This is a genomic window from Bradyrhizobium sp. IC3123 (assembly GCF_020193625.1).
Classification (GTDB): Bacteria; Pseudomonadota; Alphaproteobacteria; order Rhizobiales; family Xanthobacteraceae; genus Bradyrhizobium; species Bradyrhizobium yuanmingense.
The window spans coordinates 77,806-101,915 of sequence record NZ_JADYVF010000003.1; the positions used below are offsets into that span (position 1 = coordinate 77,806).

General features: G+C 64.0%; 21 protein-coding genes. 16 read left to right on the forward strand and 5 right to left on the reverse strand.

Annotated features, from left to right (window positions below):
* Positions 1 to 10 precede the first annotated feature (10 nt).
* The 4 genes from I6F20_RS10450 (at position 11) to I6F20_RS10465 (ending at position 5,593) form a co-directional block, all read left to right on the forward strand.
* Positions 11 to 688, forward strand: coding sequence for a DUF4286 family protein (locus I6F20_RS10450; protein ID WP_036027271.1), 678 nt, complete (start codon positions 11 to 13; stop codon positions 686 to 688).
* Between the two features lie 236 nt (positions 689 to 924).
* Positions 925 to 2,724 carry an FAD-dependent oxidoreductase gene (locus tag I6F20_RS10455; protein ID WP_036007315.1) on the forward strand — a complete coding sequence of 600 codons (1,800 nt, stop codon included), beginning with the start codon at positions 925 to 927 and terminating at the stop codon, positions 2,722 to 2,724.
* On the forward strand, positions 2,694 to 4,541 hold the full coding sequence (locus I6F20_RS10460) for a 2-oxoacid:acceptor oxidoreductase subunit alpha (RefSeq protein ID WP_192893297.1): 1,848 nt from the start codon (positions 2,694 to 2,696) through the stop codon (positions 4,539 to 4,541). The genes I6F20_RS10455 and I6F20_RS10460 overlap by 31 nt, the downstream gene beginning before the upstream one ends.
* Complete coding sequence (locus I6F20_RS10465) at positions 4,538 to 5,593, forward strand: 2-oxoacid:ferredoxin oxidoreductase subunit beta (protein WP_225126080.1); 1,056 nt, start codon at positions 4,538 to 4,540, stop codon at positions 5,591 to 5,593. Before I6F20_RS10460 ends, I6F20_RS10465 begins: the two co-directional genes overlap by 4 nt.
* Here I6F20_RS10465 and I6F20_RS10470 read toward each other — a convergent pair whose 3' ends face one another.
* Together I6F20_RS10470 and I6F20_RS10475 are read right to left on the reverse strand one after the other, a co-directional pair.
* Positions 5,594 to 6,040, reverse strand: coding sequence for a DUF4399 domain-containing protein (locus I6F20_RS10470; protein WP_036007306.1), 447 nt, complete (start codon positions 6,038 to 6,040; stop codon positions 5,594 to 5,596).
* Between the two features lie 17 nt (positions 6,041 to 6,057).
* Positions 6,058 to 7,623, reverse strand: a complete 1,566-nt coding sequence (locus I6F20_RS10475) for an SUMF1/EgtB/PvdO family nonheme iron enzyme (RefSeq protein ID WP_225112118.1) — start codon at positions 7,621 to 7,623, stop codon at positions 6,058 to 6,060.
* 321 nt (positions 7,624 to 7,944) lie between these two features.
* On the opposite strand from I6F20_RS10475, the gene I6F20_RS10480 reads away from it, so the two are divergent.
* From I6F20_RS10480 to I6F20_RS10505, 6 genes are all read left to right on the forward strand, one after another.
* Positions 7,945 to 8,565 (forward strand): hypothetical protein, encoded by a 621-nt coding sequence (locus I6F20_RS10480; RefSeq protein ID WP_225126083.1) that lies wholly within the window; start codon positions 7,945 to 7,947, stop codon positions 8,563 to 8,565.
* A 39-nt stretch (positions 8,566 to 8,604) separates the two neighbouring features.
* On the forward strand, positions 8,605 to 9,054 hold the full coding sequence (locus I6F20_RS10485) for a DsrE family protein (RefSeq protein WP_225126085.1): 450 nt from the start codon (positions 8,605 to 8,607) through the stop codon (positions 9,052 to 9,054).
* 221 nt (positions 9,055 to 9,275) lie between these two features.
* A complete protein-coding gene (locus tag I6F20_RS10490) occupies positions 9,276 to 9,599 on the forward strand; it encodes an ArsR/SmtB family transcription factor (protein ID WP_036007297.1) in 324 nt (107 codons plus the stop codon).
* Positions 9,596 to 10,024 (forward strand): SRPBCC family protein, encoded by a 429-nt coding sequence (locus I6F20_RS10495; protein ID WP_036007293.1) that lies wholly within the window; start codon positions 9,596 to 9,598, stop codon positions 10,022 to 10,024. Before I6F20_RS10490 ends, I6F20_RS10495 begins: the two co-directional genes overlap by 4 nt.
* Positions 10,025 to 10,063: 39 nt before the next feature.
* Positions 10,064 to 10,267: a hypothetical protein gene (locus tag I6F20_RS10500; RefSeq protein WP_036007290.1), complete on the forward strand. Its 204-nt coding sequence runs from the start codon at positions 10,064 to 10,066 to the stop codon at positions 10,265 to 10,267.
* 11 nt (positions 10,268 to 10,278) lie between these two features.
* Entirely contained in the window at positions 10,279 to 10,719 is a 441-nt protein-coding gene (locus tag I6F20_RS10505; protein WP_036027326.1) for a DUF1801 domain-containing protein, read from the forward strand.
* Between the two features lie 213 nt (positions 10,720 to 10,932).
* On the opposite strand, the gene I6F20_RS10510 is transcribed toward I6F20_RS10505, so the two are convergent.
* The 3 genes from I6F20_RS10510 to I6F20_RS10520 are packed head-to-tail and all read right to left on the reverse strand — an operon-like array spanning position 10,933 to position 15,719.
* Entirely contained in the window at positions 10,933 to 12,471 is a 1,539-nt protein-coding gene (locus tag I6F20_RS10510) for a SpoVR family protein (RefSeq protein ID WP_225112114.1), read from the reverse strand.
* Complete coding sequence (locus I6F20_RS10515) at positions 12,468 to 13,745, reverse strand: YeaH/YhbH family protein (RefSeq protein ID WP_225126649.1); 1,278 nt, start codon at positions 13,743 to 13,745, stop codon at positions 12,468 to 12,470. Before I6F20_RS10515 ends, I6F20_RS10510 begins: the two co-directional genes overlap by 4 nt.
* A 30-nt stretch (positions 13,746 to 13,775) precedes the next feature.
* Positions 13,776 to 15,719: a PrkA family serine protein kinase gene (locus I6F20_RS10520; RefSeq protein ID WP_036007284.1), complete on the reverse strand. Its 1,944-nt coding sequence runs from the start codon at positions 15,717 to 15,719 to the stop codon at positions 13,776 to 13,778.
* Between the two features lie 851 nt (positions 15,720 to 16,570).
* Here I6F20_RS10520 and I6F20_RS10525 point away from each other — a divergent pair.
* From I6F20_RS10525 to I6F20_RS10550, 6 genes are read left to right on the forward strand one after another with little or no spacing between them, the layout of a single operon-like run.
* On the forward strand, positions 16,571 to 19,420 hold the full coding sequence (locus I6F20_RS10525) for a bifunctional transaldolase/phosoglucose isomerase (protein ID WP_225126087.1): 2,850 nt from the start codon (positions 16,571 to 16,573) through the stop codon (positions 19,418 to 19,420).
* Positions 19,421 to 19,433: 13 nt separating this feature from the next.
* Positions 19,434 to 20,432, forward strand: a complete 999-nt coding sequence (gene gnd / locus I6F20_RS10530) for a phosphogluconate dehydrogenase (NAD(+)-dependent, decarboxylating) (RefSeq protein ID WP_225112112.1) — start codon at positions 19,434 to 19,436, stop codon at positions 20,430 to 20,432.
* Between the two features lie 29 nt (positions 20,433 to 20,461).
* On the forward strand, positions 20,462 to 21,973 hold the full coding sequence (gene zwf / locus I6F20_RS10535) for a glucose-6-phosphate dehydrogenase (RefSeq protein WP_225126089.1): 1,512 nt from the start codon (positions 20,462 to 20,464) through the stop codon (positions 21,971 to 21,973).
* Positions 21,973 to 22,722 carry a 6-phosphogluconolactonase gene (gene pgl, locus I6F20_RS10540; protein WP_225126650.1) on the forward strand — a complete coding sequence of 250 codons (750 nt, stop codon included), beginning with the start codon at positions 21,973 to 21,975 and terminating at the stop codon, positions 22,720 to 22,722. Before zwf ends, pgl begins: the two co-directional genes overlap by 1 nt.
* Before the next feature lie 22 nt (positions 22,723 to 22,744).
* On the forward strand, positions 22,745 to 23,251 hold the full coding sequence (locus I6F20_RS10545; protein WP_050996012.1) for a gluconokinase: 507 nt from the start codon (positions 22,745 to 22,747) through the stop codon (positions 23,249 to 23,251).
* Entirely contained in the window at positions 23,248 to 24,060 is an 813-nt protein-coding gene (locus tag I6F20_RS10550) for an HAD family hydrolase (RefSeq protein ID WP_225126091.1), read from the forward strand. Before I6F20_RS10545 ends, I6F20_RS10550 begins: the two co-directional genes overlap by 4 nt.
* Positions 24,061 to 24,110: the final 50 nt, after the last annotated feature.

The window sequence follows — 24,110 nt, forward strand, 5'->3', positions numbered from 1 at the left end:
GACAAGAAGAATGCCGCTCGCCGGAAAGGGCATGCTGCTGACGTCGATGAACATCGACGCTGCGGACGAGGCCGATTTCAACCGCTGGTACGATCGCGAGCATCTGGAAGAGCGTGTCGCAATCGACGGATTTCTCGAAGCGCGGCGCTATGTCGCGCATGCCGCCAACCCCAAATATCTCTCGCTGTACTCGACCGAAACGCTCGGCGTGCTCGACAGCCCCGCCTACCGGGCGCGCCTCGCCGACCAGACCGAATGGTCGCGGCGATCCATGGCGCGCTTCAGGGACATGCTGCGCGTGGTCGCGCGCATCACAATCAGCAAGGGTACTGGCCGCGGCGCGTCGCTCGGCCTGGTGCGGCTGCGGCCGACGCCCGACAACGCCGGTGCGTGGCGTGATGCGCTGCAAGAAAAGCTGGCGCCGCAGGACCGCGACGGCATCATCTCGATGCACCTGCTCGAAAGCGAGCCGGAATTGTCGGGCGCAACGGCGGGAATTCCGGCGGTGCGCAACGAGGGGGCGCGCGACTGGTTCGTGCTGATCGACGGCACGCATGTCAATGCGGTCTCCGCCGTCATCGCCGAGCGCTTCACCGGCCCGGCTGCGGCGCCCTTCCCGCTCCCCATCTCCGTCGGCACCTACTGCCTGATGTGGGACCTCGCCAAGAGCGATGTCGCGCGCGGCTGAACGGCATCCGCATCGCAGCATATTGCACCGCACGCATCTCGTGCGCCGCGCGTGCTGTGCACGCGTACCTCCCATGAAAGCGGTGACGCGCGCAAATTTGCCGTTGTACTTCGGAACGGTTCTAATAAGCTAACCCAATGACGTCATTCAGAAACCAGATCGAAGCGCGTTAAGCGCTCGCCAAGCTCAAACAAAAAAGGCCGCGGGGTCTTCGGGCCTGCGCGGACAGGGTAGGAATGAAACCGACCGACATCGCGGCCCCCGACTACTTTCACAAAGTGGTCGATTGCCAATGGGCCTGTCCTGCGCACACCCCGGTTCCCGAATACATCCGACTGATCGCCCAAGGCCGCTACAGCGATGCCTACATGATCAATTGGAAATCGAACGTATTTCCCGGCATTCTGGGACGCACCTGCGATCGTCCCTGCGAGCCGGCGTGCCGGCGCGGACGCGTGGAGGAAAATCCTGTCGCGATCTGCCGCCTCAAGCGTGTTGCAGCGGATTTCAAGGACGACATCAGGCAGCGGCTGCCGAAGCCCGGGCCGAAGAACGGCAAGCGCGTCGCGCTGGTCGGCGGCGGTCCCGCTTCGCTGACGGTGGCGCGCGATCTCGCGCCGCTCGGCTATCACTGCACCGTGTTCGATGCCGACCCGGAAGCCGGCGGCATGATGCGCACGCAGATCCCGAAATTCCGCCTGCCCAATTCGGTGATCGACGAGGAGACCGGCTACATCCTGGGTCTCGGCGTCGAGTTCAAAGGCGGCCACCGCATCGACAGCATGAAGGCGCTGCTCGCGGAGAAATACGACGCCATCTTCGTCGGCTCCGGCGCGCCGCGCGGCCGCGAGCTCGAACTTCCCGGCCGGAAAGAGGCCGCCGCCAACATCCATATCGGCATCGAATGGCTGGCCAATGTGTCGTTCGGCCATGTCGACAAGATCGGCAAGCGCGTCATCGTGCTCGGCGGCGGCAACACCGCGATGGATTGCTGCCGCACCGCGCGCCGGCTCGGCGGCGAGAAAGTCACGGTGGTCGTGCGTTCCGGCTTCGACGAGATGAAGGCCTCGCCCTGGGAGAAGGAAGACGCGATCCACGAGGATATCCCGATCCTCAACTACATGGTCCCGGTGGCCTTCAAGCATGTCGCCGGCAAGCTAATCGGCGTCACCTTCCAGCACGTCAAAGCCGAATACGACGCCAAAGGCCGCCGCAATCTGGTGCCTTCGGGCGATCCCGATCAGACCATTCCCTGCGACGACGTGCTGGTCGCGGTCGGTCAGGAGAACGCCTTCCCCTGGATCGAGCAGGATTGCGGCATCGAGTTCGACAAATGGCACATGCCGAAGGTCGATCCGAAGACCTTCGCCTCGACCAATCCGAAAGTGTTCTTCGGCGGCGATGCCGCGTTCGGCCCGAAGAACATCATCTGGGCGGTCGCGCACGGCCATGACGCCGCGCTGTCGATCCACAAGATGCTCTCGGGCGAAGCGGTCGACGAACGGCCGCTGCCGGAGGTGCAGATCTCCTCGCAGAAGATGGGCATCCACGAATGGAGCTATGACAACGACATCTCGCCCGACAAGCGCTATAAGGTACCGCATCGCGACAAGGTCGTTGCGCTGAAGGACATCCGCGCCGAGGTCGAGCTCGGCTATGATGTCAAGCTGGCGCTCGGCGAAGCGCATCGCTGCCTGAACTGCGACGTGCAGACCGTGTTCTCGACCTCGCTCTGCATCGAGTGCGACGCCTGCGCCGACATCTGCCCGATGGATTGCATCACCTTCACCGCCAACGGCGAGGAAAGCGATCTGCGCCAGCGCCTGAAGGCGCCCTCCGCGCATCCGGACCAGGACCTCTACGTCTCCTCGGACCTGAAGACCGGGCGGGTGATGGTGAAGGACGAGGATGTCTGCCTGCATTGCGGGCTGTGCGCCGAGCGCTGTCCCACCGGCGCCTGGGACATGCAGAAATATTTCATCGAGATGACCCACGCAGGTTCGACATGTCCGACAAAAAGCCGATCAGCAGCGTAAACGACTTCGTCGTCCGCTTCGCCAACGTCAACGGCTCGGGCTCGGCCAGCGCCAACGAGATGTTCGCGCGCGCGATCCTGCGCCACGGCGTGCCTGTCAGCCCACGCAACATCTTCCCCTCCAACATCCAGGGCCTGCCGACCTGGTACGAGGTGCGCGTGACGGAAGCCGGCCATCTCGGCGCACGCGGCGGCGTCGACATGATGGTGGCGATGAATCCGCAGACCTGGGACAAGGACGTCGCCGGCATCGAGCCCGGCGGCTACCTGTTCTACGATTCCACCAAGCCGATGCCGTCGACCAAATTCCGCGACGACATCACAGTGATCGGCGTGCCGCTGACTGCGATCACCAACTCGACCTATACCGATCCGCGTCAGCGACAGCTGTTCAAGAACATCATCTATTTGGGCGCGCTCAGCGCGTTGCTCGACATGGACCCCAAGCTGATCGAGCAGCTGATCGGCGAGCAGTACAAAGGCAAGGAGAAGCTGCTGTCCTCCAACGTCCATGCGCTGCATCTCGGCCGCGACTGGGCGCTGCAGAACCTGAAATGTCCGATTGGGCTGCGCGTGAAGAAGTCCGACAAGGTCGGCGACCGCATCTTCATCGAGGGCAACAGCGCCGCCGCGCTCGGCGCGGTCTATGGTGGCGCCACCGTGTGTGCCTGGTATCCGATCACGCCGTCCTCGTCGGTGGCCGAGGCTTTCACCGCCCATTGCAAGAAGTACCGGCACGATCCTGAAACGGGCAGGGCGAAATACGCGATCGTGCAGGGCGAGGACGAGCTCGCGTCGATCGGCATCGTGATCGGCGCGTCCTGGAACGGCGCCCGCGCCTTCACGGCGACCTCCGGCCCCGGCATCTCGCTGATGACGGAGTTCATCGGCCTCTCGTACTTCGCAGAGATCCCGGCCGTGATCATGAACATCCAGCGCGCCGGCCCCTCCACGGGCATGCCGACCCGCACCCAGCAATGCGACATCATCGCCTGCGCCTATGCCTCGCACGGCGACACCAAGCATGTGCTGCTGTTCCCCGAGGACCCGGCCGAGGCCTTCGAGTTCGCGGCGGCCGCCTTCGATCTCGCCGAGCGGCTGCAGACCACGATCTTCCTGATGCTCGATCTCGACATCGGCATGAATCACCGGCTCTGCCGTCCACTGAAGTGGGACGATGCCAGGCAATATGACCGCGGCAAGGTGATGACGGCGGCGATGCTGGAGGAAGGCCGCGACTTCGGCCGCTATCTCGACGTCGACGGCGACGGCATTCCCTACCGCACCTATCCCGGCACGCATCCGACCAAGGGCTCCTACTTCACCCGCGGCACGTCGCGGGACCGCTATGCGCGCTACTCCGAGGAAGGCACGGTCTACGCCGACAACATGCAGCGCCTGATGCGCAAGTTCGAGACCGCGCAGGACCTCGTGCCGCGTCCGCTGCAGGCCAATGCGGAACGGCCGACCAAATATGGCGTGATCTATTTCGGCTCAACCTCGCCGGCGATGGACGAGGCGATCGGCCTGCTGGAAGCGCGCGGGCATCAGCTCGACCGCCTGCGCATCCGCGCCTTCCCGTTCCATTCCAGCGTGGCCAGCTTCCTCGCCGAGCACGATTTCGTATACGTCGTCGAGCAGAACCGCGACAGCCAGCTGCGCCAGCTCATCGTCAACGAGAACGGCATCGATCCCGTCCGGCTGGTGCCGATCGTGCATTACGACGGCACGCCGATCACCGCCCGCTTCATCGCCAAAGCCATTGGCGACCACCAGGACCACCTCAAGGTGACCCCGCTCCGCAAGGCCGTGTCATGACCTACATCGCAAAGCCCAAATTCCATCATCCAGGCCTGAAGAAGAACGCGCTCGGCTACACGCATCGGGACTACGAGGGCAAGATCTCGACGCTGTGCGCGGGCTGCGGCCACGATTCGATCACGGCCTCGATCATCGAAGCCTGCTACGAGCTCTCGATCGAGCCGCATCGGGTGGCGAAGATCTCCGGCATCGGCTGCTCGTCGAAGACGCCGGACTATTTCCTCGGCAATTCGCACGGCTTCAATTCCGTGCACGGCCGCATGCCATCCGTGCTGACAGGCGCCAACCTCGCCAACCGCGAGCTGATCTATCTCGGCGTCTCCGGCGATGGCGATTCCGCCTCGATCGGTTTCGGGCAGTTCGCGCATTCGATCCGGCGCGGCGTCAACATGACCTATATCGTCGAGAACAACGGCGTTTACGGCCTGACCAAGGGCCAGTTCTCGGCGACCGCCGATCGCGGCTCGAAGAGCAAGAAGGGCGTCACCAACACCGACAACGCCATCGACCTCGTCGCCATCGCGCTGCAGTTAGGGGCCACCTTCGTGGCGCGCTCGTTCTCCGGCGACAAGAGCCAGCTGGTGCCGCTGATCGCCGCCGCGATCGGCCACAAGGGCGCGTCCTTCATCGACGTGATCAGCCCCTGCATCGCCTTCAACAACCATGCCGGCTCGACCAAGAGCTTCGACTATGTCCGCGAGCACAATGACGCCGTGAACCGGCTCGACGTGCTGGTCGGCCGCGACCCGATTGCGGTGGACTACGCGCCCGGCACGGTGCAGGTGGTCGAGCACCACGACGGCAGCAAGATCGCGCTGCGCAAGATCGATGCGGATTACGATCCGCACGACCGCCTGGGCGCCCAGACCTTCCTAGCAAGGCACGCCGCCAAGGGCCAGATCGTCACCGGTCTTCTGTACGTCGACCCTGAGGCCGAAGACCTGCACGAGCATCTCAACACGGTCGAGACGCCGCTCAACGCGCTGGAGGCGGACACGCTCTGCCCGGGCTCGGCGGTGCTGGACAAGATCAACGCCAGCCTGCGGTGATCATCTTCGCGCTGATGCCGCCGGCCTAACGCGTATCGTGATCTTCTCCGACACGACGGGTGGTTCGAACGGATAGTGCTTGGCGTCGCCAAGCACCAGTTGCAGCGTGTGCGTGCCCGGCGGAAGCTCGAGAAACGTTTCGGTTTGTCCGGCTCCGAAATGCAGATGGGACTTGTCCTGCGGAATCGGCTCCTTGGCATCAATGGGGTCTTTCACATCGATCAACAGATGATGGTGGCCGGCATTGTGGTAGTCGTCACCGGCATGCGTCACGCCCATGTTGCGCAGGCCGAACCGGACCCAAAACCCACCACGGATCTTCTGGCCGTCATACGGCGAGATGAAATAAAGCTTGGCGTCCTTTGGCGCAGTTTTGCCTTGCGGATAGGCCGCGCCGGGGAGCAATGCGATGGCGGCCGCGAGCGCGATACAGGAAACGATCTTCATCAAATTGACTCCAGTACCTACGGACTGAGCGCGATCCGGAATCCATGCGTGGGGTAACGGACGCCGGTGTCGTATCCACCGCGGTTTGACGGCCGCACATATCTCGAATCGTTCTTCCAGGAGCCTGAGCGCAGGACATGAGAGCCGCAGTCAGGGCTAGTCCACGCCGAGCCGTCGCTGGGCGCGCCCTGATACGTCCGGTGCCAGCAGTCTGCGACCCACTGATCGATGCCGCCGCCCATGTCGTAAAGCCCGAATGGATTGGGCTTGAAACTGCCGACCTTGGCCGGCTGCTCGGCCGCAAGTTCACCGCAATCCTTGCAGCCCGCCATGCCCGGCTGGAGCTTGTCGCCCCACCAATATTTGGTCTGTGTCCCGCCGCGTGCCGCATATTCCCATTCGGCTTCGCTGGGAAGCCGGTAGGGCTTCTTCGTCGCTTGCGCGAGCCAGGCGACATATTGCTGCGCATCGGTCCAGCTCACATTGCTGACCGGGGCATCGTCCTTGCCAGTGGCCGTGAATCCGCACGCCTTGGCGGCAGCGCATTCGTTCCACTCCTGCACCGTTACCGGATATTTTCCGATCGAGAACGGCTTGATCGTGACCTGATGGACGGGTCGTTCGGTCGGATCGTCATTGCTTCCCATCGCGAAGCTGCCGCCACGAATGGCGATCATTTCGGGTTCCCGGACCGGCGTCACCGATGGACTGGATGCCGGAGACGGTGAAGGCGATGCTGCGGGCGGTGGCACCGTTGTGGGCAACGGAGAAGCCGCGGGTGCGGCTTGTGGCGCCGGTGCTGCCGGGCTCGGTAACGACGGAACGGACTGCGGCGCCGGCGAAGCCAACGGCGCCGCGATCGGGGGAGCGGCAGCCTGTTGCCCCACCTGGCTGCGGTGCTGCACCAGCACGTACCAAAGCACGTAGCCGGCAATCACCAGCAATGCCGTGATCAGAAGAAAGAGCAGGACGTTCTCACGCCGGCTTCTTGTCTTGCCGACCGCATCAGCGTCCGGCAGCACACGATACACGCGCACCGGATCGGTGATGTTCTTGACCTTGCGGTCGCCGAGCGACTCATAGCCGCATACGATCTTGTGTTTGATCTGCTCGTAGATCGCGCCGGATATGAAGACCTGCCCCGGCTCCGCGATGCCCTCGATACGCGTGGCGATGTTGACGCCGTCACCATAGATGTCGTCCGGCTCCACGATGACGTCACCGAGATTGACGCCGATCCGATATTCGAGCCGGGAATGCTTGGGAATGGAGGCGTTGCGGCCGACGAGATTCTGCTGGATGACGATGCTGCATCGAACGGCTTCCACGGGACTGTCGAATATGGCGATGAAGCCGTCGCCGGTCGTCTTCACCAGACTTCCATGGTGCTCGATGATGCTGGGCTGGATGATGTCGCGCTCGATCCGCTTGACGCGGGCATGCGTGCCTTCCTCGTCGGCCTGCATCAACCGGCTGTAGGAGACGATATCGCCGACGATGATCGCGGCGAGACGGCGAGGCATTCCGCTGTGCGGCGGCGGCTCGTCGGGATTTCCGGGTCTGAAGTTGCGAATTTCGCCCATGCGGGGGACTCCACAAACTTACAAGGCAGCCCCAGCCTACGACCGCCAAAGGCGATCGTCTGTGAAGGCTATCACATTGACGAACCGAGACAATGTCGCAGCGATTGCAGGCTTCAAGTTCCGAAGAGCCGCCCGCTTCACCGCTTGAACCTTCTCGAGCCCATCAGTGACTAAGGCGGAGCGTGAAGCGAGTTGCGCGAATCCGCACCGCGACCACCGCTCGAGCGGCTTGCGACGGTTGAACGCGGGTCACCAATTCTGCGTCTAACAGACAGCAGCTCTGTCCTGCTGCGACGAAATTCTCGTGTGCACGAGGCCCTCATGAAGCTCGTCATCCTTGCTGCCCTCACTTTTGCTGCGCTGACCAGCGTCGGCCGCGCCGAGGAAGTCGACGATATCCGCGAGGCCAGCACGGCCGAGGCCGAGACCTTCAATACGCGGATGTATGCGAAGCCTCCCGGCGACAAGGCCTATGCCTGCTTCGTCCGCCGCTACGATGCCGACCATCTGGCGCGGCATCCGAAGCAGAAGGTCGCCGCGATGAAGCTGCTGATCTCCGCGGAATTCGACAAGGAGGACAAGGAGCTTCACCATTCCTTCCGCCTTGGCTTCAGGTACCGTCACCGCAGCGGCGATTTCGACTCCAGCGGCTCGTGCAACCACGCCGTATTCACCAGGAGCGGCGACGAGGTCCGCCTCGGCTGCGGCGTCGACTGCGATGGCGGCGGCATCGGCGTTGCGCTGCCCAAGGACGACAAGTCCGCGATCGTCCGGCTCGAACGTGTCAGGGTCTGGCAGAACAACAAGCCGGACGATGACGCCGAGCATTCGCTGACCGCCGGCGCCGACGACAAGATTTTCCGGCTCGACCGGGCCGACAATCGCGAGTGCGCCTCGCTGGTGACCGACCGCAAGGAACTCGCGGCGCTGCGCCACAAATGATATGCCTGCGTAAATTCGGACTTCGTCGAGGAGATCGCCATGAACCGCCGGAACATCCTGTGGAGCGCCGTCTCGGCACTCGGTGCGGCGCTTGGCGTCTCGAGCGCGAAAGCCATCACCGCCACCGCGCCATCGAACAAGCTCAAGGTGGCCTATCACCTCAGCGACGCCGAGAAGGTCCATTTCGTGCTCGGCAATATCCAGAACCACATCGACGGGGTCGGCGGCCCAGAGCATGTGACGATCGCGCTGGTGATCCACGGCCCGGCGCTGAAGGCGTTTCACTCGGCGCAGGCCAACCCCGACGTCAGCAAGCGCGTCGGTGACTTCTCCCAGGGCGGCATCGAGCTCGCCGCCTGCGGCAACACGATGAAAGCGCAGAACGTGACGCTGAGCGAGCTGCTGCCAGGCTTCGTCAACGCCGAGAACGGCGGCGTGGTGCGGCTCGCCGAGCTGCAGTCGCAGGGGTATCTGTATTTGCGGCCGTAGCGTTTCGCGGGGCGCCTCCACATTCTCCGTCATTGCGAGGAGCCCTTGCGACGGAGCAATCCAGAGTGTCTCCGAGGAGGGATTCTGGATTGCTTCGCTGCGCTCGCAATGACGGCGGAGGACGTTGCGCGAGCGACAGCCATTTCCCTCCAAGTCCACTTGACTCACCCATAACTCTACAGTTATGAGTTAATCCATAACTTCCTAGTTATGGATTCCTCATGTCCCCCACCCCCGACCTCCTGTTCAGGACGCTCGCCGACCCGACCCGGCGGGCGATCTTCGAGCGGCTGTGCCGTGAGGGGGAGCAGACGGTCGGGGCGCTGACGGCACGATCCGGCGTGTCGCAGCCGGCGGTGTCGAAACATCTTGGCGCCCTGAAGCAGGCGGGCCTGGTTCGCGACCGGCACGAAGGACGGCAGACCCATTACAGCGCGCAGCCCGGTGCGCTCAATCCGCTGATCGACTGGACCGGCCAGATGGCCGGGTTCTGGCAGAAAAGGTTAGATGCCCTCGACGATCTCCTGAAGAGGATGGACCAATGAACGCCCCCGCCGAGACGCGCTCCGTCGTGATCGAGCGCGAATTTGCCTATCCCGCCGAGCGGCTCTGGCGCGCGCTGACGCAGCCGCATCTGATCGAGGAATGGCTGATGAAGAACGACTTCAAGCCGGTCGTCGGCCATCGCTTCAATCTGCGCGGCGAATGGGGCGGCGTGCTGGACTGCGAGGTGCTCACCATCGAGCCGCAGAGGACGCTGGCCTACACCTGGAATTTCTCGCACGAGGACGCCGCGTTCGATCTCAAGAGCATCGTCACCTTCACACTGACGCCGACGAGCGCCGGCACCCATCTGCGCGTCGAGCAGGCGGGCTTCCGCCCGACGCAGAAACAGGCGTTCGGCGGCGCGCATGCCGGCTGGAAGCAGTTTTTGGCGAAGCTGGACGATTTGCTGGCGCGGGCGAGCTAGCTCCACCACCCATTCCGATCATTCTCAAAGGAGGTCCCAATGAGCACGCCTATGTGGATTCGGCAGATTCATCGCTGGCTGTCGATGGCTTTCACGCTTGCCGTCATCGCCAACATCGTGGCGATGACGATGCAAGTCGAGGCCGTGTGGATCGGCTTCCTGGCGCTGGTGCCGCTGATTCCGCTGCTCGCGACCGGGCTCTATCTGTTCGCGCTGCCTTATCGCGGCCGCAGCAACGCGTGAACGAGGCCATGATGAAGAAGCCCGTGGCGGCGAAGACGAGCAGCGCGAAGCAAGCAGGTACCGCCTCGCCATCCAAGCTGATCGACGGCCGGATCAAGGAGCTCGGCGACTGGCGCGGCGAGATGCTGGGGCGGGTTCGCGCGCTGATCAAGGAGGCCGACCCTGATGTCGTCGAAGAGTGGAAATGGCGCGGTGTTCCCGTCTGGGAGCACGACGGCATCATCTGCACCGGCGAGACCTACAAGGAGGTCGTGAAGCTGACCTTCGCCAAGGGCGCCGCGCTGGCGGATCCCGCAGGTCTCTTCAATTCCAGCCTCGACGGCAATGTGCGCCGCGCGATCGATATTCGCGAGGGCGAAACGATCAACGAGAAGGCGTTGAAGGCGCTGATCCGCGCGGCGGTCGAGCTGAATGCGAGCAAGAAGAAGCCGGGGAAGCGATCAGCCTCGTAGACGCGATGGGCCGCCACAAGTGCCTTCCTTCTCCCCTTGCAGGAGAAGGTGGCGCGAAGCGCCGGATGAGGGGTCTCCATCGGCACGGGAGAGTGCGGAGAGATACCCCTCACCCCAGTGAGCTTATGTCTGCCGGCGTCGCTGCCCTCTCCCGCAAGGGGCGAGGGCACATCAATGCGCATCTCGCGTGGTGCCCCATGTAGGCAGCCCCCGTCACGCCACCGCCGCCGCGATCGGGCGTGGGCTGACGACGTATTCGCGCAGCACCTTGTCGTTGGCATCGACCTCGATCAGTGCGACGTCGTAGGTCCAGAGATCGGCCAGGTGCTGGAGCACGCGCTTGGCGTCGGTCTCGTTGAGCTGCGAGCCCTTGATGACGTGGTGATGCAGGATCAGGCGGCGGTCGCCGGAGAGATCGACGTCGACCACCTCGATATTGGCGTCGATGAAGCCGACATCGTGCTGCCGCGCCAGCTCGCGGCGGACGCGGCGGAAGCCGCGCTCGTCGTGGATGGCGTCGACCCGGATGCCGGCGCGCTCCTCGGGATCGTCGTGCAGATGGAACATGCGGAAGTGCCGCATCAGCTTCGGACTCAGAAACTGTCCGATGAAGCTTTCGTCGCGGTAATTGGCCCAGACGTCGCGCAGCACGCCCATGACGTCGCCCTTGCCGGCGATGTCGGGGAACCACTCGCGGTCCTCGTCTTCCGGATTGGCGACGATGCGCTCGATGTCCTGCATCACGGCAAAACCGAGTGCGTAAGGATTGAAGCCCGAGAAGCGCGGGTCGTCGAATTCGGGCTGGAACACCACATTGGTGTGCGACCCCAGAAATTCGAGGAAGTTGCCGTCGCTGATGCGACCCTGCTCATGCAGCTTGGTCATGATGCGATAATGGACGTAGGTCGCCGTCCCCTCGTTCATGACCTTGGTCTGGCTCTGCGGATAGAAATATTGCGCGATGTGGCGAACGATGCGGAGCAGCTCGCGCTGCCAGGGCGCCAGCCGCGGCGCGCTCTTCTCTAGGAAATAGAGCAAATTCTCCTGCGGCAGGCCGAGCAGCTTGCGGCGGCGCTCGATGCTGAGCGTGGAGCGGCTCTTGGCGGCGCCCTTCGGCACGGTGCGCCAGAGATCGTTGAAGACCTCCTCCTCGTGCTGGCGGCGACGCCCTGCCCGCTTCTCCTCGGCGCGCAGATCGAGCTTCTTCTTGCCGGGATAACGGTCGATGCCGTGCGACATCAGCGCGTGCGCGGCGTCGAGCGTGCGCTCGACCTCGATGCGGCCGTAGCGATCCTCGCACTGCATGACGTAGTTCTTGGCGAAGTCGAGATAGTCCAGGATGCCGTCGGCATCGGTCCATTGCTTGAACAGATAATTGTTCTTGAAGAAATGGTTGTGGCCGAAGGCGGCGTGCGCGATCACCAGCGTCTGCATCGTCGCCGTGTTCTCCTCCATCAGATAGGATATGCAGGGCGAGGAGTTGATGACGATCTCGTAGGCCAGCCCCATCAGGCCCTTGCGGTAGGACGCCTCATGGAACGCGAAGTGCTTGCCGAACGACCAGTGCTTGTAGAACAGGGGCATGCCGACCGACGAATAGGCGTCCAGCATCTGCTCGGCGGTGATGACCTCGATCTGGTTCGGATAGACGTCGAGGCCGAGATCCTTCAGCGCCACCTCCTCGCAGGCATCGGTGATGCGCTGCAAGGTGTGGAAATCCCAATCGGCGCCTTCGAACAAACGTTCCTTCATGGAGCGGCCTTCTCCTGGGCAGTGTCGCGGCGCTGGAACAGATCGTGGAATACCGGGAAGATCTCGCTGCGCTCCGAGACCTTGCGCATCGAGAGCGGGGCGCCGCTGTTGCGCAGGCGTTCGTAGAGGCTCCAGAGCGAGGAGTCGGAGAGATCGAAGGCGCTGCCGCCGGCCTCGCCGACCTCGAGATAGGCAAAGAACTGGCAGACCGGCAGGATCTTCTCGGTCAAGAGGAGCCCCGTGAGCTCGCCGTCGGAATAGGAATTGTCGCCGTCGGAAGCCTGCGCGGCGTAGATGTTCCAATCCGACGGGTTGAAGCGCTCGCGCACGATCTCGTGCATCGCCTGCAGCGCACTGGAGACCAGCGTGCCGCCCGAGGCCGGACCATAGAAGAAGGTCTGCTCATCGACCTCCTCGGCGCGGTCGGTGTGGCGGATGAAGACGATCTCGACGTGCTTGTAGCGCCGCTTCAGGAACACGTAGAGCAGCATGTAGAAGCGTTTCGCCAGGTCCTTCATGTGCTCGGACATCGAGCCGGAGACGTCCATCAGGCAGAACATCACGGCCTGCGCGACGGGCTTGGGCACCGTCTCGAAGCGCCGGTAGCGGATGTCGAGCGGATCGATGAAGGGGATGCGCTTCGACTTCGCCTTCAACGTTTCGAGCCGGGCCACGAGAGCCGCACGCTCGTCCTCGTCCGTGCATGCTTCGATCGAGGCTTCCAGCTCTTCGATCTCGTCCTTGCGCGGACGCTTGAGCGCGATGCGGCGGGCGAGCGCGAGCTTCACCGTCCGGCTCACCGAGATGTTGGCGGGCGAGCCGGTCATGGTGTAGCCGGCGCGCTGGATGCCTTCGCTCTCGGTCTGTGCGATCTTGCGCTTGGCGAGATCCGGAAGCTCGAGGTCGTCGAGGAACAGATCGACGAACTCGTCACGGCTCAACACGAAACGGAAGGCATCCTCGCTGTCGCCTTCGCCGGGACCGGAATCCTTGGCGCTGCCCTGCCCGGAGCGCTGGAGATAGTCGCCTTCGATGAACTTCTTGTTGCCGGGCAGGACCATGTCGCGCGTCCCGCCTTCACGGCGGAAACGCGGCTCGTGCATGCCGTCGAGTGGAATCGTGACCTCACCACCCTCCAGGACGTCCTTGATGTCGCGTTCCTGCGAGGTCTTCTTGACGGCGCCCTGCACCAGGGATTTGGCCCGACGCAAGAACCGCTGGCGGTTCTCAAGACTCTTGCCGCCTGGATTCAGGCGCCTGTCAATAATGTGAATGGGCACTTTACCATTCGCCTCCCATCCGCCTCAACCGGCCTGCTTCACGCGCATGTACCATTCGACGAGCCGGCGAACCTGACGTTCGGTATAGCCGCGCTCCACCATGCGTGCGACGAACTCGCCGTGCTTCTTCTCCGTCTCGCCGTCCTTCTTCGACCCGAAGGAGATGACCGGAAGCAGGTCCTCGACTTGGGAGAATATCCGCTTTTCGATCACATCGCGAATCTTCTCGTAGGAGGTCCAGGTCGGGTTTTTGCCGCCGTTCTGGGCCCGGGAGCGTAACGAGAATTTGACGACCTCGTTGCGGAAATCCTTGGGATTGGCGATGCCCGCCGGCTTCTCGATTTTCGTCAGCTCCTGGTTCAAAAGCTCGCGATCGAGCAGCTGGCCGGTATCGGGATCCTTGAAGTCCTGGTCCTCGATCCAGGCGTCGGCATAGTCGACGTAGCGATCGAACAGGTTCTGCCCATAATCCGAGTAGGATTCGAGATAAGCCTTCTGGATCTCGTTGCCGATGAACTCGGCGTAGCGCGGTGCGAGCTCGGCCTTGATGAACTCGAGATAGCGTTTCTCGGTCTCCTCAGGCAGCTGCTCGCGGCGGATCGCCTGCTCCAGCGCGTACATCAGATGCACGGCGTCGGCGGCCACCTCCTGCGGATCGTGGTTGAACGTCGCAGCCAGGATCTTGAAGGCGAAGCGGGTCGAAGCACCATCCATGCCCTCGTCGACGCCGGCGGCGTCGCGATATTCCTGGACGCTGCGCGCCTTCGGATCGGATTCCTTCAGGCTCTCGCCGTCGTAGACCCGCATCTTGGCGAACAGGGTGGAGTTCTCGTGCTTGCGCAGGCGCGACATCACCGAGAACCGCGCCAGCGTCTCCAGCGTCGACGGCGCGCAAGGAGCCGAGGCGAGCTCGGAGCCCTGGATCAGCTTCTCGTAGATCTTCTGCTCCTCGGTGACCCTGAGGCAGTAGGGCACCTTGATGACGCAGATGCGGTCGATGAAGGCTTCGTTGTTCTTGTTGGCCTTGAAGCTCGCCCACTCGGCTTCGTTCGAGTGCGCCAGGATGATGCCGGTGAACGGGATCGCGCCGATATTCTCGGTGCCGATATAATTGCCTTCCTGGGTTGCGGTCAGCAACGGGTGCAGCATCTTGATCGGCGCCTTGAACATCTCGACGAACTCGAGCACGCCCTGATTGGCGCGGTTGAGGCCGCCGGAATAGCTGTAGGCGTCCGGATCGTTCTGGGCGTAGGTCTCGAGCTTGCGGATGTCGACCTTGCCGACCAGCGAGGAGATGTCCTGGTTGTTCTCGTCACCGGGCTCGGTCTTGGCGATCGCGATCTGGCGCAGCCGCGACGGCTGGATCTTGGCGACCCGGAATTGCGAGATGTCGCCGCCGAAGGCTTCGAGCCGCTTGTAGCACCACGGGCTCATCAGGCCGGTGAGGCGACGGCGCGGAATGCCGTACTTCTCCTCCAGCATCGGACCGAGCTGATCGGGATCGAACAGGCTGAGCGGGCTCTCGAACACGGGCGAGAGCTCGTCGCCGGCCTTGAGCACGTAGATCGGCTGCACTTCCATCAGCGACTTGAGCCGCTCGGCGAGCGAGGACTTGCCGCCGCCGACCGGGCCGAGCAAATAGAGGATCTGCTTGCGCTCTTCGAGACCTTGCGCCGCATGGCGGAAGAAACCGACGATGCGCTCGATGGTTTCTTCCATGCCGTAGAAGCCGGCGAAGGCTGGATAGGTGCGGATGGTGCGGTTCAAAAAAATACGGCCAAGGCGTGGGTCCTTGGCCGTGTCAATCGTCTGAGGCTCACCGATCGCCGCTAGCAGTCGTTCAGCCGCGTTCGCGTATTTCATGGGATCGCTTCGACACGATTCCAGATATTCCGCCATCGACATGTCGTGCTGGCTTCTCGCCTCGAACGACCGAGCGAAAGCGTTGAATAGAGAATCGTTGTACATGATCCCTCTCCGCGTGAGTTCCGCTACAAGCTGAAACGAAAGCAGTTACCGGACCGTTCCTCAGGCCGTTTCGAATCAGCGTGAGCACATGACAATCATTGGACACCCGGGTGGCGACTCGACGCAACGCACAACGTAGGCACTCCATGAGTTACGAACAGGCACCTGCCTGTAATTTGTGCGAATCTCTGTCTATTCTGGCTCATTTCCAGAAAATGTCACTCGGTCGCCACATCCGGGCGTTCCCGGGGATGGCCCCCATCCGGCGGTGCAGCATAGCGGGCCGGGAGCGGCGATCTTATGACACTTGTACGGCGAAGCCTTGTAGCCCCCGTTCATCTTCCTGCTGCAATGCGGTGTGCTGGCAGCCTGTACGTCGCGGCAACGCGCAGCACCGTGTCACAGTCGCTGCCAGGCCAGGCCCACCCCGACGGATGACAACGCGATCGTTCTGTGCGTAACGGCCAGCTTGGGATGCTGCGGAGCTCTTCGCATGTCCGGCGTCGGCCTCAGCACGATCATTTCGTGACCGCGGCAATCTTCGAGCAAGATCTCCGCTATCGAACCCCGTGGCAGAAATTCATTGTCGATACGGAGAGCGCGGATGCGAAGGAGTGGATGACGACGACATGCCCGCTGGGCAGCGAGGCGCTAAGATCGGCCGGATGGTGACGACCCTTACGCAACAGTAAGCTGCCCGTCTGGATCGCCATGATCGCGACGGAGTTACACTGGAGGGTATGACTCCCGCACCCTTGATTGGTTCCCTCCCGGGTGCATGTAGGCTAGAGGATAGCGCGTCAGACCTTCGCGAAAACCCCTCGTCCGCAGGCTTGGAGATAATAAGCATCATGAATCCCGTCAAAGAACTGGAAAAGCACGGACAGGCGGTCTGGCTCGACTTCCTGGCCCGCGGCTTCATCGCCAAGGGCGACCTGAAGCGGCTGATCGACACCGACGGCGTCAAGGGCGTCACCTCCAACCCGTCGATCTTCGAGAAGGCGATCGGCAGTTCGGACGAATATGACGCCCCGATTGGCAAGGCGCTGAAGCGCGGCGACCGCACCGTGGCCGACCTGTTCGAGGCCGTTGCGATCGAGGACATCCAGAACGCCGCCGACGTGCTGCGCCCGGTCTACGACCGCCTCAAGGGCGGCGACGGCTATGTCAGCCTGGAGGTCTCGCCCTATCTCGCCATGGACACATCGGGCACGATCGCGGAGGCGCGGCGGCTCTGGAAGGACGTCGGTCGCAAGAACCTGATGGTGAAGGTGCCGGCGACGCCGGAGGGCCTGCCGGCGATCGAGCAGCTGATCAGCGAGGGCATCAGCATCAACATCACGCTACTGTTCTCCAAGGCCGTCTATCTCGAGGTGGCCGAGGCCTACATCGCCGGTCTGGAGACCTACGTCGCCGGCGGCGGCGATCCGTCGCATGTGGCCAGCGTCGCCAGCTTCTTCGTCAGCCGGATCGATTCGGTGGTCGACAAGCAGCTGGACGAGAAGATCGCCCGCGCCAACGATCCGTCCGAGAAGGAACGTCTCGCCGCGCTCAAGGGCAAGGTGGCGATCGCCAACGCCAAGCTCGCCTATCAGGACTACAAGCGCCTGTTCGCAGGCCCGCGCTGGGAGAAGCTCGCCGCCAAGGGCGCCAAGCCGCAGCGCATGCTGTGGGCCTCCACCGGCACCAAGAACAAGGATTACAGCGACGTCCTCTATGTCGAGGAGCTGATCGGCCCAGACACCATCAACACCGTGCCGCCGGCAACGCTGGATGCGTTCCGCGACCACGGCAAGCCGCGCGACAGCCTGGAAGAGAACGTCGAGGACGCGAAGCGCGTGCTGGACGAGCTGGAGCGCTCCGGCATCTCGCTCGATGCGATCGCCGAGGAGCTGGTCAAGGACGGCGTCAAGCTGTTTGCGGATGCCGCCGACAAGCTCTACGGCGCCGTCGCCCACAAGCGCGCCGTCGTGCTCGGGCCCGCACTCGACCGCCAGCAGCTTTCGCTGGGCGAGGCGCTCGGCAAGGCGCTGGCCAAGACCACGGAGGAATGGCGGGCGTCGGCCAAGATCCGCAGGGTGTGGCAGCGCGACAAGTCGGTCTGGACCGGCGCGGACGAGGACAAATGGCTGGGCTGGCTCGACAGCCCGGCGAAGGCCGACATTGCCGATTACGAGGACTATGCGGGCCGCGTGAAGGGCCAGAAATTCTCCGACGCCGTCGTGCTCGGCATGGGCGGCTCCAGCCTCGGCCCCGAGGTGCTGGCGGAGACCTTCGGCAAGAAGCCCGGCTTCCCCAAGCTGCATGTGCTCGACTCCACCGATCCGGCACAGGTGCGGGCGATGGAGGCGAAGATCGACATCGCCAACACCGTCTTCATCGTCTCCAGCAAGTCCGGCGGCACCACCGAGCCGAACGCGATGAAGGACTATTTCCACGAGCAGGTTGCCAAGGCGGTGGGTGCAAAGGTGAAGACCGGGCATCGCTTCATCGCGGTGACCGACCCCGGCTCGTCGCTGGAGAAGGCGGCGAAGCAGCTGAACTACGCCCGCATCTTCCATGGCGAGCCCTCGATCGGCGGACGCTATTCGGTGCTCTCGCCCTTCGGCTTGGTGCCGGCGGCAACCGCGGGCATCGACGTCAAGAGCTTCGTCAAGCATGCGCTGGCGATGGCCCGCTCCTGTGGCCCCGATGTGCCGCCGTCCGAAAACCCGGGCGTGCAGCTCGGCCTTGCCATAGGTCTCGCGGGACTCGAAGGCCGCGACAAGGTGACGATCCTGGCGTCGAAGAAGATCGCCGATTTCGGCGCCTGGGCCGAGCAGCTGATCGCGGAATCGACCGGCAAGGAGGGCAAGGGCCTGATCCCGATCGAGGGCGAGCCGCTGGGCGATCCCTCCGTCTACGGCAACGACCGTTTCTTCATCGACATCCGCGTCGAAGGCGAAGCGGACGCCGCACATGACTCCCAGCTTGCCGCGATCGAGGCGGCGGGTCACCCCGTGGTGCGCATCGTCATGAAGTCGATCGAGCATCTCGGCCAGGAATTCTTCCGCTTCGAGATGGCAACCGCCGTGGCCGGCAGCATTCTCGGCATCAACCCGTTCGACCAGCCGGACGTCGAAGCAGCCAAGATCAAGACCCGCGAGCTCACCGCCGCGTTCGAGAAGACCGGCAAGCTGCCGGCGGAAGAGCCGGTGGTCAGCACCAAGGACGCCGATCTCTACACCGACGAGACCAATGCCACGGCGCTGCGCGCCGCCGGCGCCAATGGCGATCTCGGCTCCTGGCTGAAGGCGCATCTGTCGCGATCCAGCGACGGAGACTACGTCGCCCTGCTCGGCTACATCGCGCGCGACAAGGCCACGATCGACGCGCTTCAGGCCATGCGCCTCGAGGTGCGCGAGAAGCGGCATGTCGCGACCTGCGCCGAGTTCGGCCCGCGCTTCTTGCACTCGACGGGACAGGCCTACAAGGGCGGGCCCGACAGCGGCGTCTTCCTCCAGATCACCGCCGATGACGCCAAGGACCTGCCTGTGCCGGGCCAGAAGGCGAGCTTCGGCGTGATCAAGGCGGCGCAGGCCCGCGGCGATTTCGACGTGCTGACGGAACGCGGCCGGCGTGCGCTGCGGGTGCACCTGAAGGGCGGGCTCAAGAAAGGCCTTGCCGCGCTCAATGCAGCGCTCAACGACGCGCTGAACTAAAGGAATAATGCAGATGCAACTCGGCATGATCGGCCTCGGCCGAATGGGCGGCAACATCGTTCGCCGCCTGATGCGCCACGGGCATTCGACGGTGGTCTACGACAAGGACGCCAAGGCCGTCGCGGGCCTTGCCGCCGACGGCGCGGTCGGCTCGGCGACGCTGGAAGAGTTCGTCGCCAAGCTGGAGCGGCCGCGCACGGCCTGGGTGATGCTGCCGGCAGGACGCATCACCGAGACCACGATCGAGACGATCGCCGGCGTGATGCAGGAAGGCGACGTCATCATCGACGGCGGCAACACCTTCTGGCAGGACGACGTCCGCCGCGGCAAGGCGCTGAAGGCGCGCGGCATCCATTATGTCGATGTCGGCACCTCAGGCGGGGTTTGGGGGCTCGACCGCGGTTACTGCATGATGATCGGCGGCGAGAAGCAGGTGGTCGACCGGCTCGATCCGATCTTCGCGGCGCTCGCGCCGGGCGCCGGCGACATTCCGCGCACCCCGGGGCGCGAGGGCCGCGATCCCCGCGTCGAGCAAGGCTACATCCACGCCGGGCCCGTCGGCGCCGGCCATTTCGTCAAGATGATCCACAACGGCATCGAATACGGCCTGATGCAGGCCTATGCCGAAGGTTTCGACATCCTCAGGAATGCCAATATCGAGGCTTTGCCGGCGGATCATCGCTACGATTTCGATCTCGCCGACATCGCTGAAGTGTGGCGGCGTGGCAGCGTGATTCCGTCCTGGCTGCTCGACCTCACCTCGACCGCCCTCGCCGACAGTCCGCAACTGTCGGAATATTCCGGCTTCGTGGAGGATTCCGGCGAAGGCCGCTGGACCGTGAATGCGGCGGTCGACGAGGCCGTGCCGGCCGAGGTTTTGACCGCGGCGCTCTACACACGTTTCCGTTCCCGCCGGGAACACACCTTCGCTGAAAAAATTCTCTCGGCGATGCGCGCAGGGTTCGGCGGACACAAGGAGCCGAAGCAGCCGGGCGCGGCGAAGCCGAAGTAACGCGTAAACCAAGCGAAGGCCGACCATTCGTGACAAAAGACCCGCAGCCAAAGCGCAAGCCGGAAAATTGCGCCTTCGTCATCTTCGGCGTCACCGGCGATCTCACCCATCGCCTGGTGATGCCCTCGCTCTACAACCTGGCCGCCGAGCATCTTCTGCCGGAGAAATTCTGCGTCGTCGGCGTCGCCCGCAGGGGCCAGTCGGATGAGGAGCTTCGCGACAGCCTGCTGAAGGGCTTGCGGCAATTCGCGACGCGCCCGGTGGACGACGACATCGCGACGAGGCTTTTGGAATGCGTGACCTTCGTCGAGGCCGACGCAAAGGATCCGCCCTCCTTCGACCGCCTGCGCCAGCATCTGGATTCGCTGGAATGTGCGCAGGACACCGGCGGCAACCGGCTGTTCTATCTGGCAACGCCGCCGGCCGCGTTCGCGCCGACCGCGCGGGAGCTCGGCCGCACCGGCATGATGAGGGAGAACGGCGCCTGGCGGCGGCTCGTGATCGAAAAGCCGTTCGGCACCGATCTGGCCTCGGCCCGCGCGCTGAATGCCGAACTCTTGAAGATCATGGACGAGCACCAGATCTACCGGATTGATCATTATCTCGGCAAGGAAACGGTGCAGAACATCCTGGTGCTGCGCTTTGCCAACGGCATGTTCGAGCCCATCTGGAATCGCAACCACATCGACCACATCCAGATCACCGTGGAAGAGAAGCTCGGGGTCGGCCACCGCGGCGGCTTCTATGATGCCACCGGCGCGCTGCGCGACATGGTGCCGAACCACCTGTTCCAGCTGATGTCGCTGGTCGCGATGGAGCCTCCCGCCCGCTTCGACGCACATTCCGTACGCTCCGAGAAGGCGGACGTGCTGACATCGATCCAGCTGCCCAGCCGGGAGGACGCACTGAAGAATTCGGTGCGCGCGCAATATCTCGCGGGCCGCAGCGGCGACGACGAGATCACGGACTATCGCAAGACCGCGGACGTCAAGCCCGACAGCACCACCGAGACCTTTGTCGCGCTCAAGCTGATGATCGACAATTGGCGCTGGGCCGGCGTCCCGTTCTACTTGCGCACCGGCAAGGCGCTCGGCCACAAGCGCACCGAAGTCGCGATCAAGTTCAAGCAGGCGCCGCTGTCGATGTTCTCAGGGACGGACGTCGACCGGCTGTCTCAGAACTTCCTCACCATCGGCATCGCGCCGACCGAGACCATCGAGCTGCAGTTCAACGCCAAGATCCCGGGGCCGAGCATCACCATCGACGGCGTCGAGATGAAGTTCCGCTATGGCGACTATTTCCGCGCCGATCCCTCGACCGGCTATGAGACGCTGATCTACGACTGTATGATCGGCGACAACATCCTGTTCCAGCGCGCCGACGGCATCGAGGCCGGCTGGCAGGCGGTGCAGCCGTTCCTGGACGCCTGGAAGAGCGCGGGCAGCAACGGCATCGAAACCTATGAAGCCGGCAGCGACGGCCCTGCCTGCGCCGACGAGCTGCTCCGGCGCGACGGACGCAGCTGGCGGAAGTACTCGTGATGGCTCCGGCCGGGCAGCCGAAGCTGATCGTCGAGGCCGATGCCGAAGCTCTCGCCCGCGCCGCGGCCGAGCGCGCAATGGTGCGGATCGCAGCCAATTCCGGTCGGATCGCGATCTGCCTCACCGGCGGCTCCAGCCCGAAGAAGCTGTATCAGTTGCTCGGCAGCGAGGCCTGGCGCGGCAGGATTCCGTGGGAGCGCGTGCATTGGTTCATCGGCGACGAGCGTTTCGTGCCCGACAGCGATCCCCTCAACAACATGGCGGTCGCCCGCGCGACCTTTCTCGATCGCCACGCGCCCGCCGGCCATATTCACCCGATCCCGACCACAGCCGACAATCCCGATGCCGCTGCGGAAGCCTACGCGCGTGAGCTGCAGGCCTTCTATGGCGGAGACCAGCTCGATCCCGCACGTCCGCTGTTCGATCTCGTCCTGATGGGCGCAGGACCGGACGGCCACACCGCCTCGTTGTTTCCCGGTTACCCCGAGATCGAGGAGACCCGACGCTGGGTCGTCGGCGTTCCCAAGGCGAACGTTGCGCCGTTCGTGCCGCGGGTCTCGCTCACCCTGCCCGCTTTGGCCTCCTGCCGCGAGATGCTGTTCGAGATTGCCGGGCACGACAAGCGGCCGATCTTGACGCGCCTCTGCAATGGCGAGAATCTGCCGGCCTTGCGCGCGCGCTCGAACGGCGAGACCGTCTGGCTGGTCGACAAGGCCGCGCTTCCGGAGGACATTCGTGGGCCGCGCTGAAGCACCCTGTGCATTGATCGTGATGGGCGTGTCGGGCTCGGGCAAGAGCACGGTCGCGAAGGCGCTCGGCGAGCGCCTCGGCTGGCGGTTCGAGGACGGCGACAGCTTCCATCCCGCCAGCAATGTCGAGAAGATGCGGGCCGGACATCCCCTCACCGACGAAGACCGCTGGCCCTGGCTGAATGCCATCGCCGACGAAATCGCGCGGGTCTGCGGCCGCGGCGAGCACGTCATCATCGCCTGCTCGGCGCTGAAGCACGCCTATCGCGACGTGCTGCTGCGCGGACGCGATGACGTCCGCTTCGTGTTCCTGAAGGGCACCAAGGAGCTGATCGCCGAACGGCTCGCGCAGCGCAAAGGGCACTTCATGCCGCCCGGACTGCTCGCCAGCCAGTTCGAGACGCTGGAGCCGCCGGAGCCGGGCGAGCACGTCATCACCGTCTCGATCGACGAGACCGTCGAGGCGATCGTAGACGGCATCGTGCGGCAGCTCAAACTGGGCGGCGCAACACCCAAGGTTCTGCCATGACCCAAATCTCACTCGTGGTCTCCGACGTCGACGGCACGCTGCTGACCAAGGACAAGACGCTGACGGAGCGCGCGAAGAACGCCGTGCAGCGGCTGCACCAGGCTGGCATCGGTTTCACCATCACCTCCAGCCGTCCGGCGATCGGCATGCGCTTCTTGATCGAGCCGCTGGCGCTGTGGCTGCCGGTTGGGCCGTTCAACGGCTCCTCGATCGTCGATCCCGAGATGCGGCCGGTCGAGCAGCACCTGATTCCAGCGCGCGCGGCCGAGCGCACCTTGCAGATCCTCCGCGACTACGGCGCCGACGTCTGGCTGTTCACCACCGACAAATGGCTGATCGACAATCCCAGCGGCAGCTACGTCGCGCACGAGCGGCACACGATCCGCTCCGATCCGACGATCGTGACTGACTTCTCGCCCTATCTTGCCAGCGCCTGTAAGATCGTCGGCGCCAGCGCCGACGCCGCCCGGCTCGAGGCGTGCGAGAAGGTGATGCAGGAAGCCCTCGGCAGCGCAGCGACCGCGGTGCGCTCGCAGACCTATTATCTCGACATCACCCCGCCGGGCTTCAACAAGGGCACGTTCGTGCAAGCGATGGCCAGGCGCCTCGGCATCTCGACCGACGCGGTCGCCACCATCGGCGACATGCAGAACGACCTCGCCATGTTCCGCGTCAGCGGCACCTCGATCGCCATGGGCAACGCCGCCGACAACGTCAAGGACGAGGCGACGCACGTCACTGCGACCAACGAGCAGGACGGCTTTGCCGAGGCGATGGAGATGATCTTGACGCGGAATGGGCTGGGCTAAAGCGGAATGGCTTAGATTGACTCGATTGCCACGGGCTCGGTGCAACCTCT

Coding starts and splice junctions, on each gene's coding strand:
- I6F20_RS10525 (WP_225126087.1), top strand. CDS start 16,571: ATGAATCCCGTCAAAGAACTGGAAAAGCACGGACAGGCGGTCTGGCTC.
- I6F20_RS10475 (WP_225112118.1), bottom strand. CDS start 7,623: ATGGGCGAAATTCGCAACTTCAGACCCGGAAATCCCGACGAGCCGCCG.
- I6F20_RS10465 (WP_225126080.1), top strand. CDS start 4,538: ATGACCTACATCGCAAAGCCCAAATTCCATCATCCAGGCCTGAAGAAG.
- I6F20_RS10455 (WP_036007315.1), top strand. CDS start 925: ATGAAACCGACCGACATCGCGGCCCCCGACTACTTTCACAAAGTGGTC.
- I6F20_RS10505 (WP_036027326.1), top strand. CDS start 10,279: ATGAAGAAGCCCGTGGCGGCGAAGACGAGCAGCGCGAAGCAAGCAGGT.
- I6F20_RS10480 (WP_225126083.1), top strand. CDS start 7,945: ATGAAGCTCGTCATCCTTGCTGCCCTCACTTTTGCTGCGCTGACCAGC.
- I6F20_RS10510 (WP_225112114.1), bottom strand. CDS start 12,471: ATGAAGGAACGTTTGTTCGAAGGCGCCGATTGGGATTTCCACACCTTG.
- I6F20_RS10495 (WP_036007293.1), top strand. CDS start 9,596: ATGAACGCCCCCGCCGAGACGCGCTCCGTCGTGATCGAGCGCGAATTT.
- I6F20_RS10500 (WP_036007290.1), top strand. CDS start 10,064: ATGAGCACGCCTATGTGGATTCGGCAGATTCATCGCTGGCTGTCGATG.
- pgl (WP_225126650.1), top strand. CDS start 21,973: ATGGCTCCGGCCGGGCAGCCGAAGCTGATCGTCGAGGCCGATGCCGAA.
- I6F20_RS10520 (WP_036007284.1), bottom strand. CDS start 15,719: ATGTACAACGATTCTCTATTCAACGCTTTCGCTCGGTCGTTCGAGGCG.
- I6F20_RS10470 (WP_036007306.1), bottom strand. CDS start 6,040: ATGAAGATCGTTTCCTGTATCGCGCTCGCGGCCGCCATCGCATTGCTC.
- I6F20_RS10450 (WP_036027271.1), top strand. CDS start 11: ATGCCGCTCGCCGGAAAGGGCATGCTGCTGACGTCGATGAACATCGAC.
- I6F20_RS10545 (WP_050996012.1), top strand. CDS start 22,745: ATGGGCGTGTCGGGCTCGGGCAAGAGCACGGTCGCGAAGGCGCTCGGC.
- gnd (WP_225112112.1), top strand. CDS start 19,434: ATGCAACTCGGCATGATCGGCCTCGGCCGAATGGGCGGCAACATCGTT.
- I6F20_RS10550 (WP_225126091.1), top strand. CDS start 23,248: ATGACCCAAATCTCACTCGTGGTCTCCGACGTCGACGGCACGCTGCTG.
- I6F20_RS10485 (WP_225126085.1), top strand. CDS start 8,605: ATGAACCGCCGGAACATCCTGTGGAGCGCCGTCTCGGCACTCGGTGCG.
- I6F20_RS10490 (WP_036007297.1), top strand. CDS start 9,276: ATGTCCCCCACCCCCGACCTCCTGTTCAGGACGCTCGCCGACCCGACC.
- I6F20_RS10460 (WP_192893297.1), top strand. CDS start 2,694: ATGTCCGACAAAAAGCCGATCAGCAGCGTAAACGACTTCGTCGTCCGC.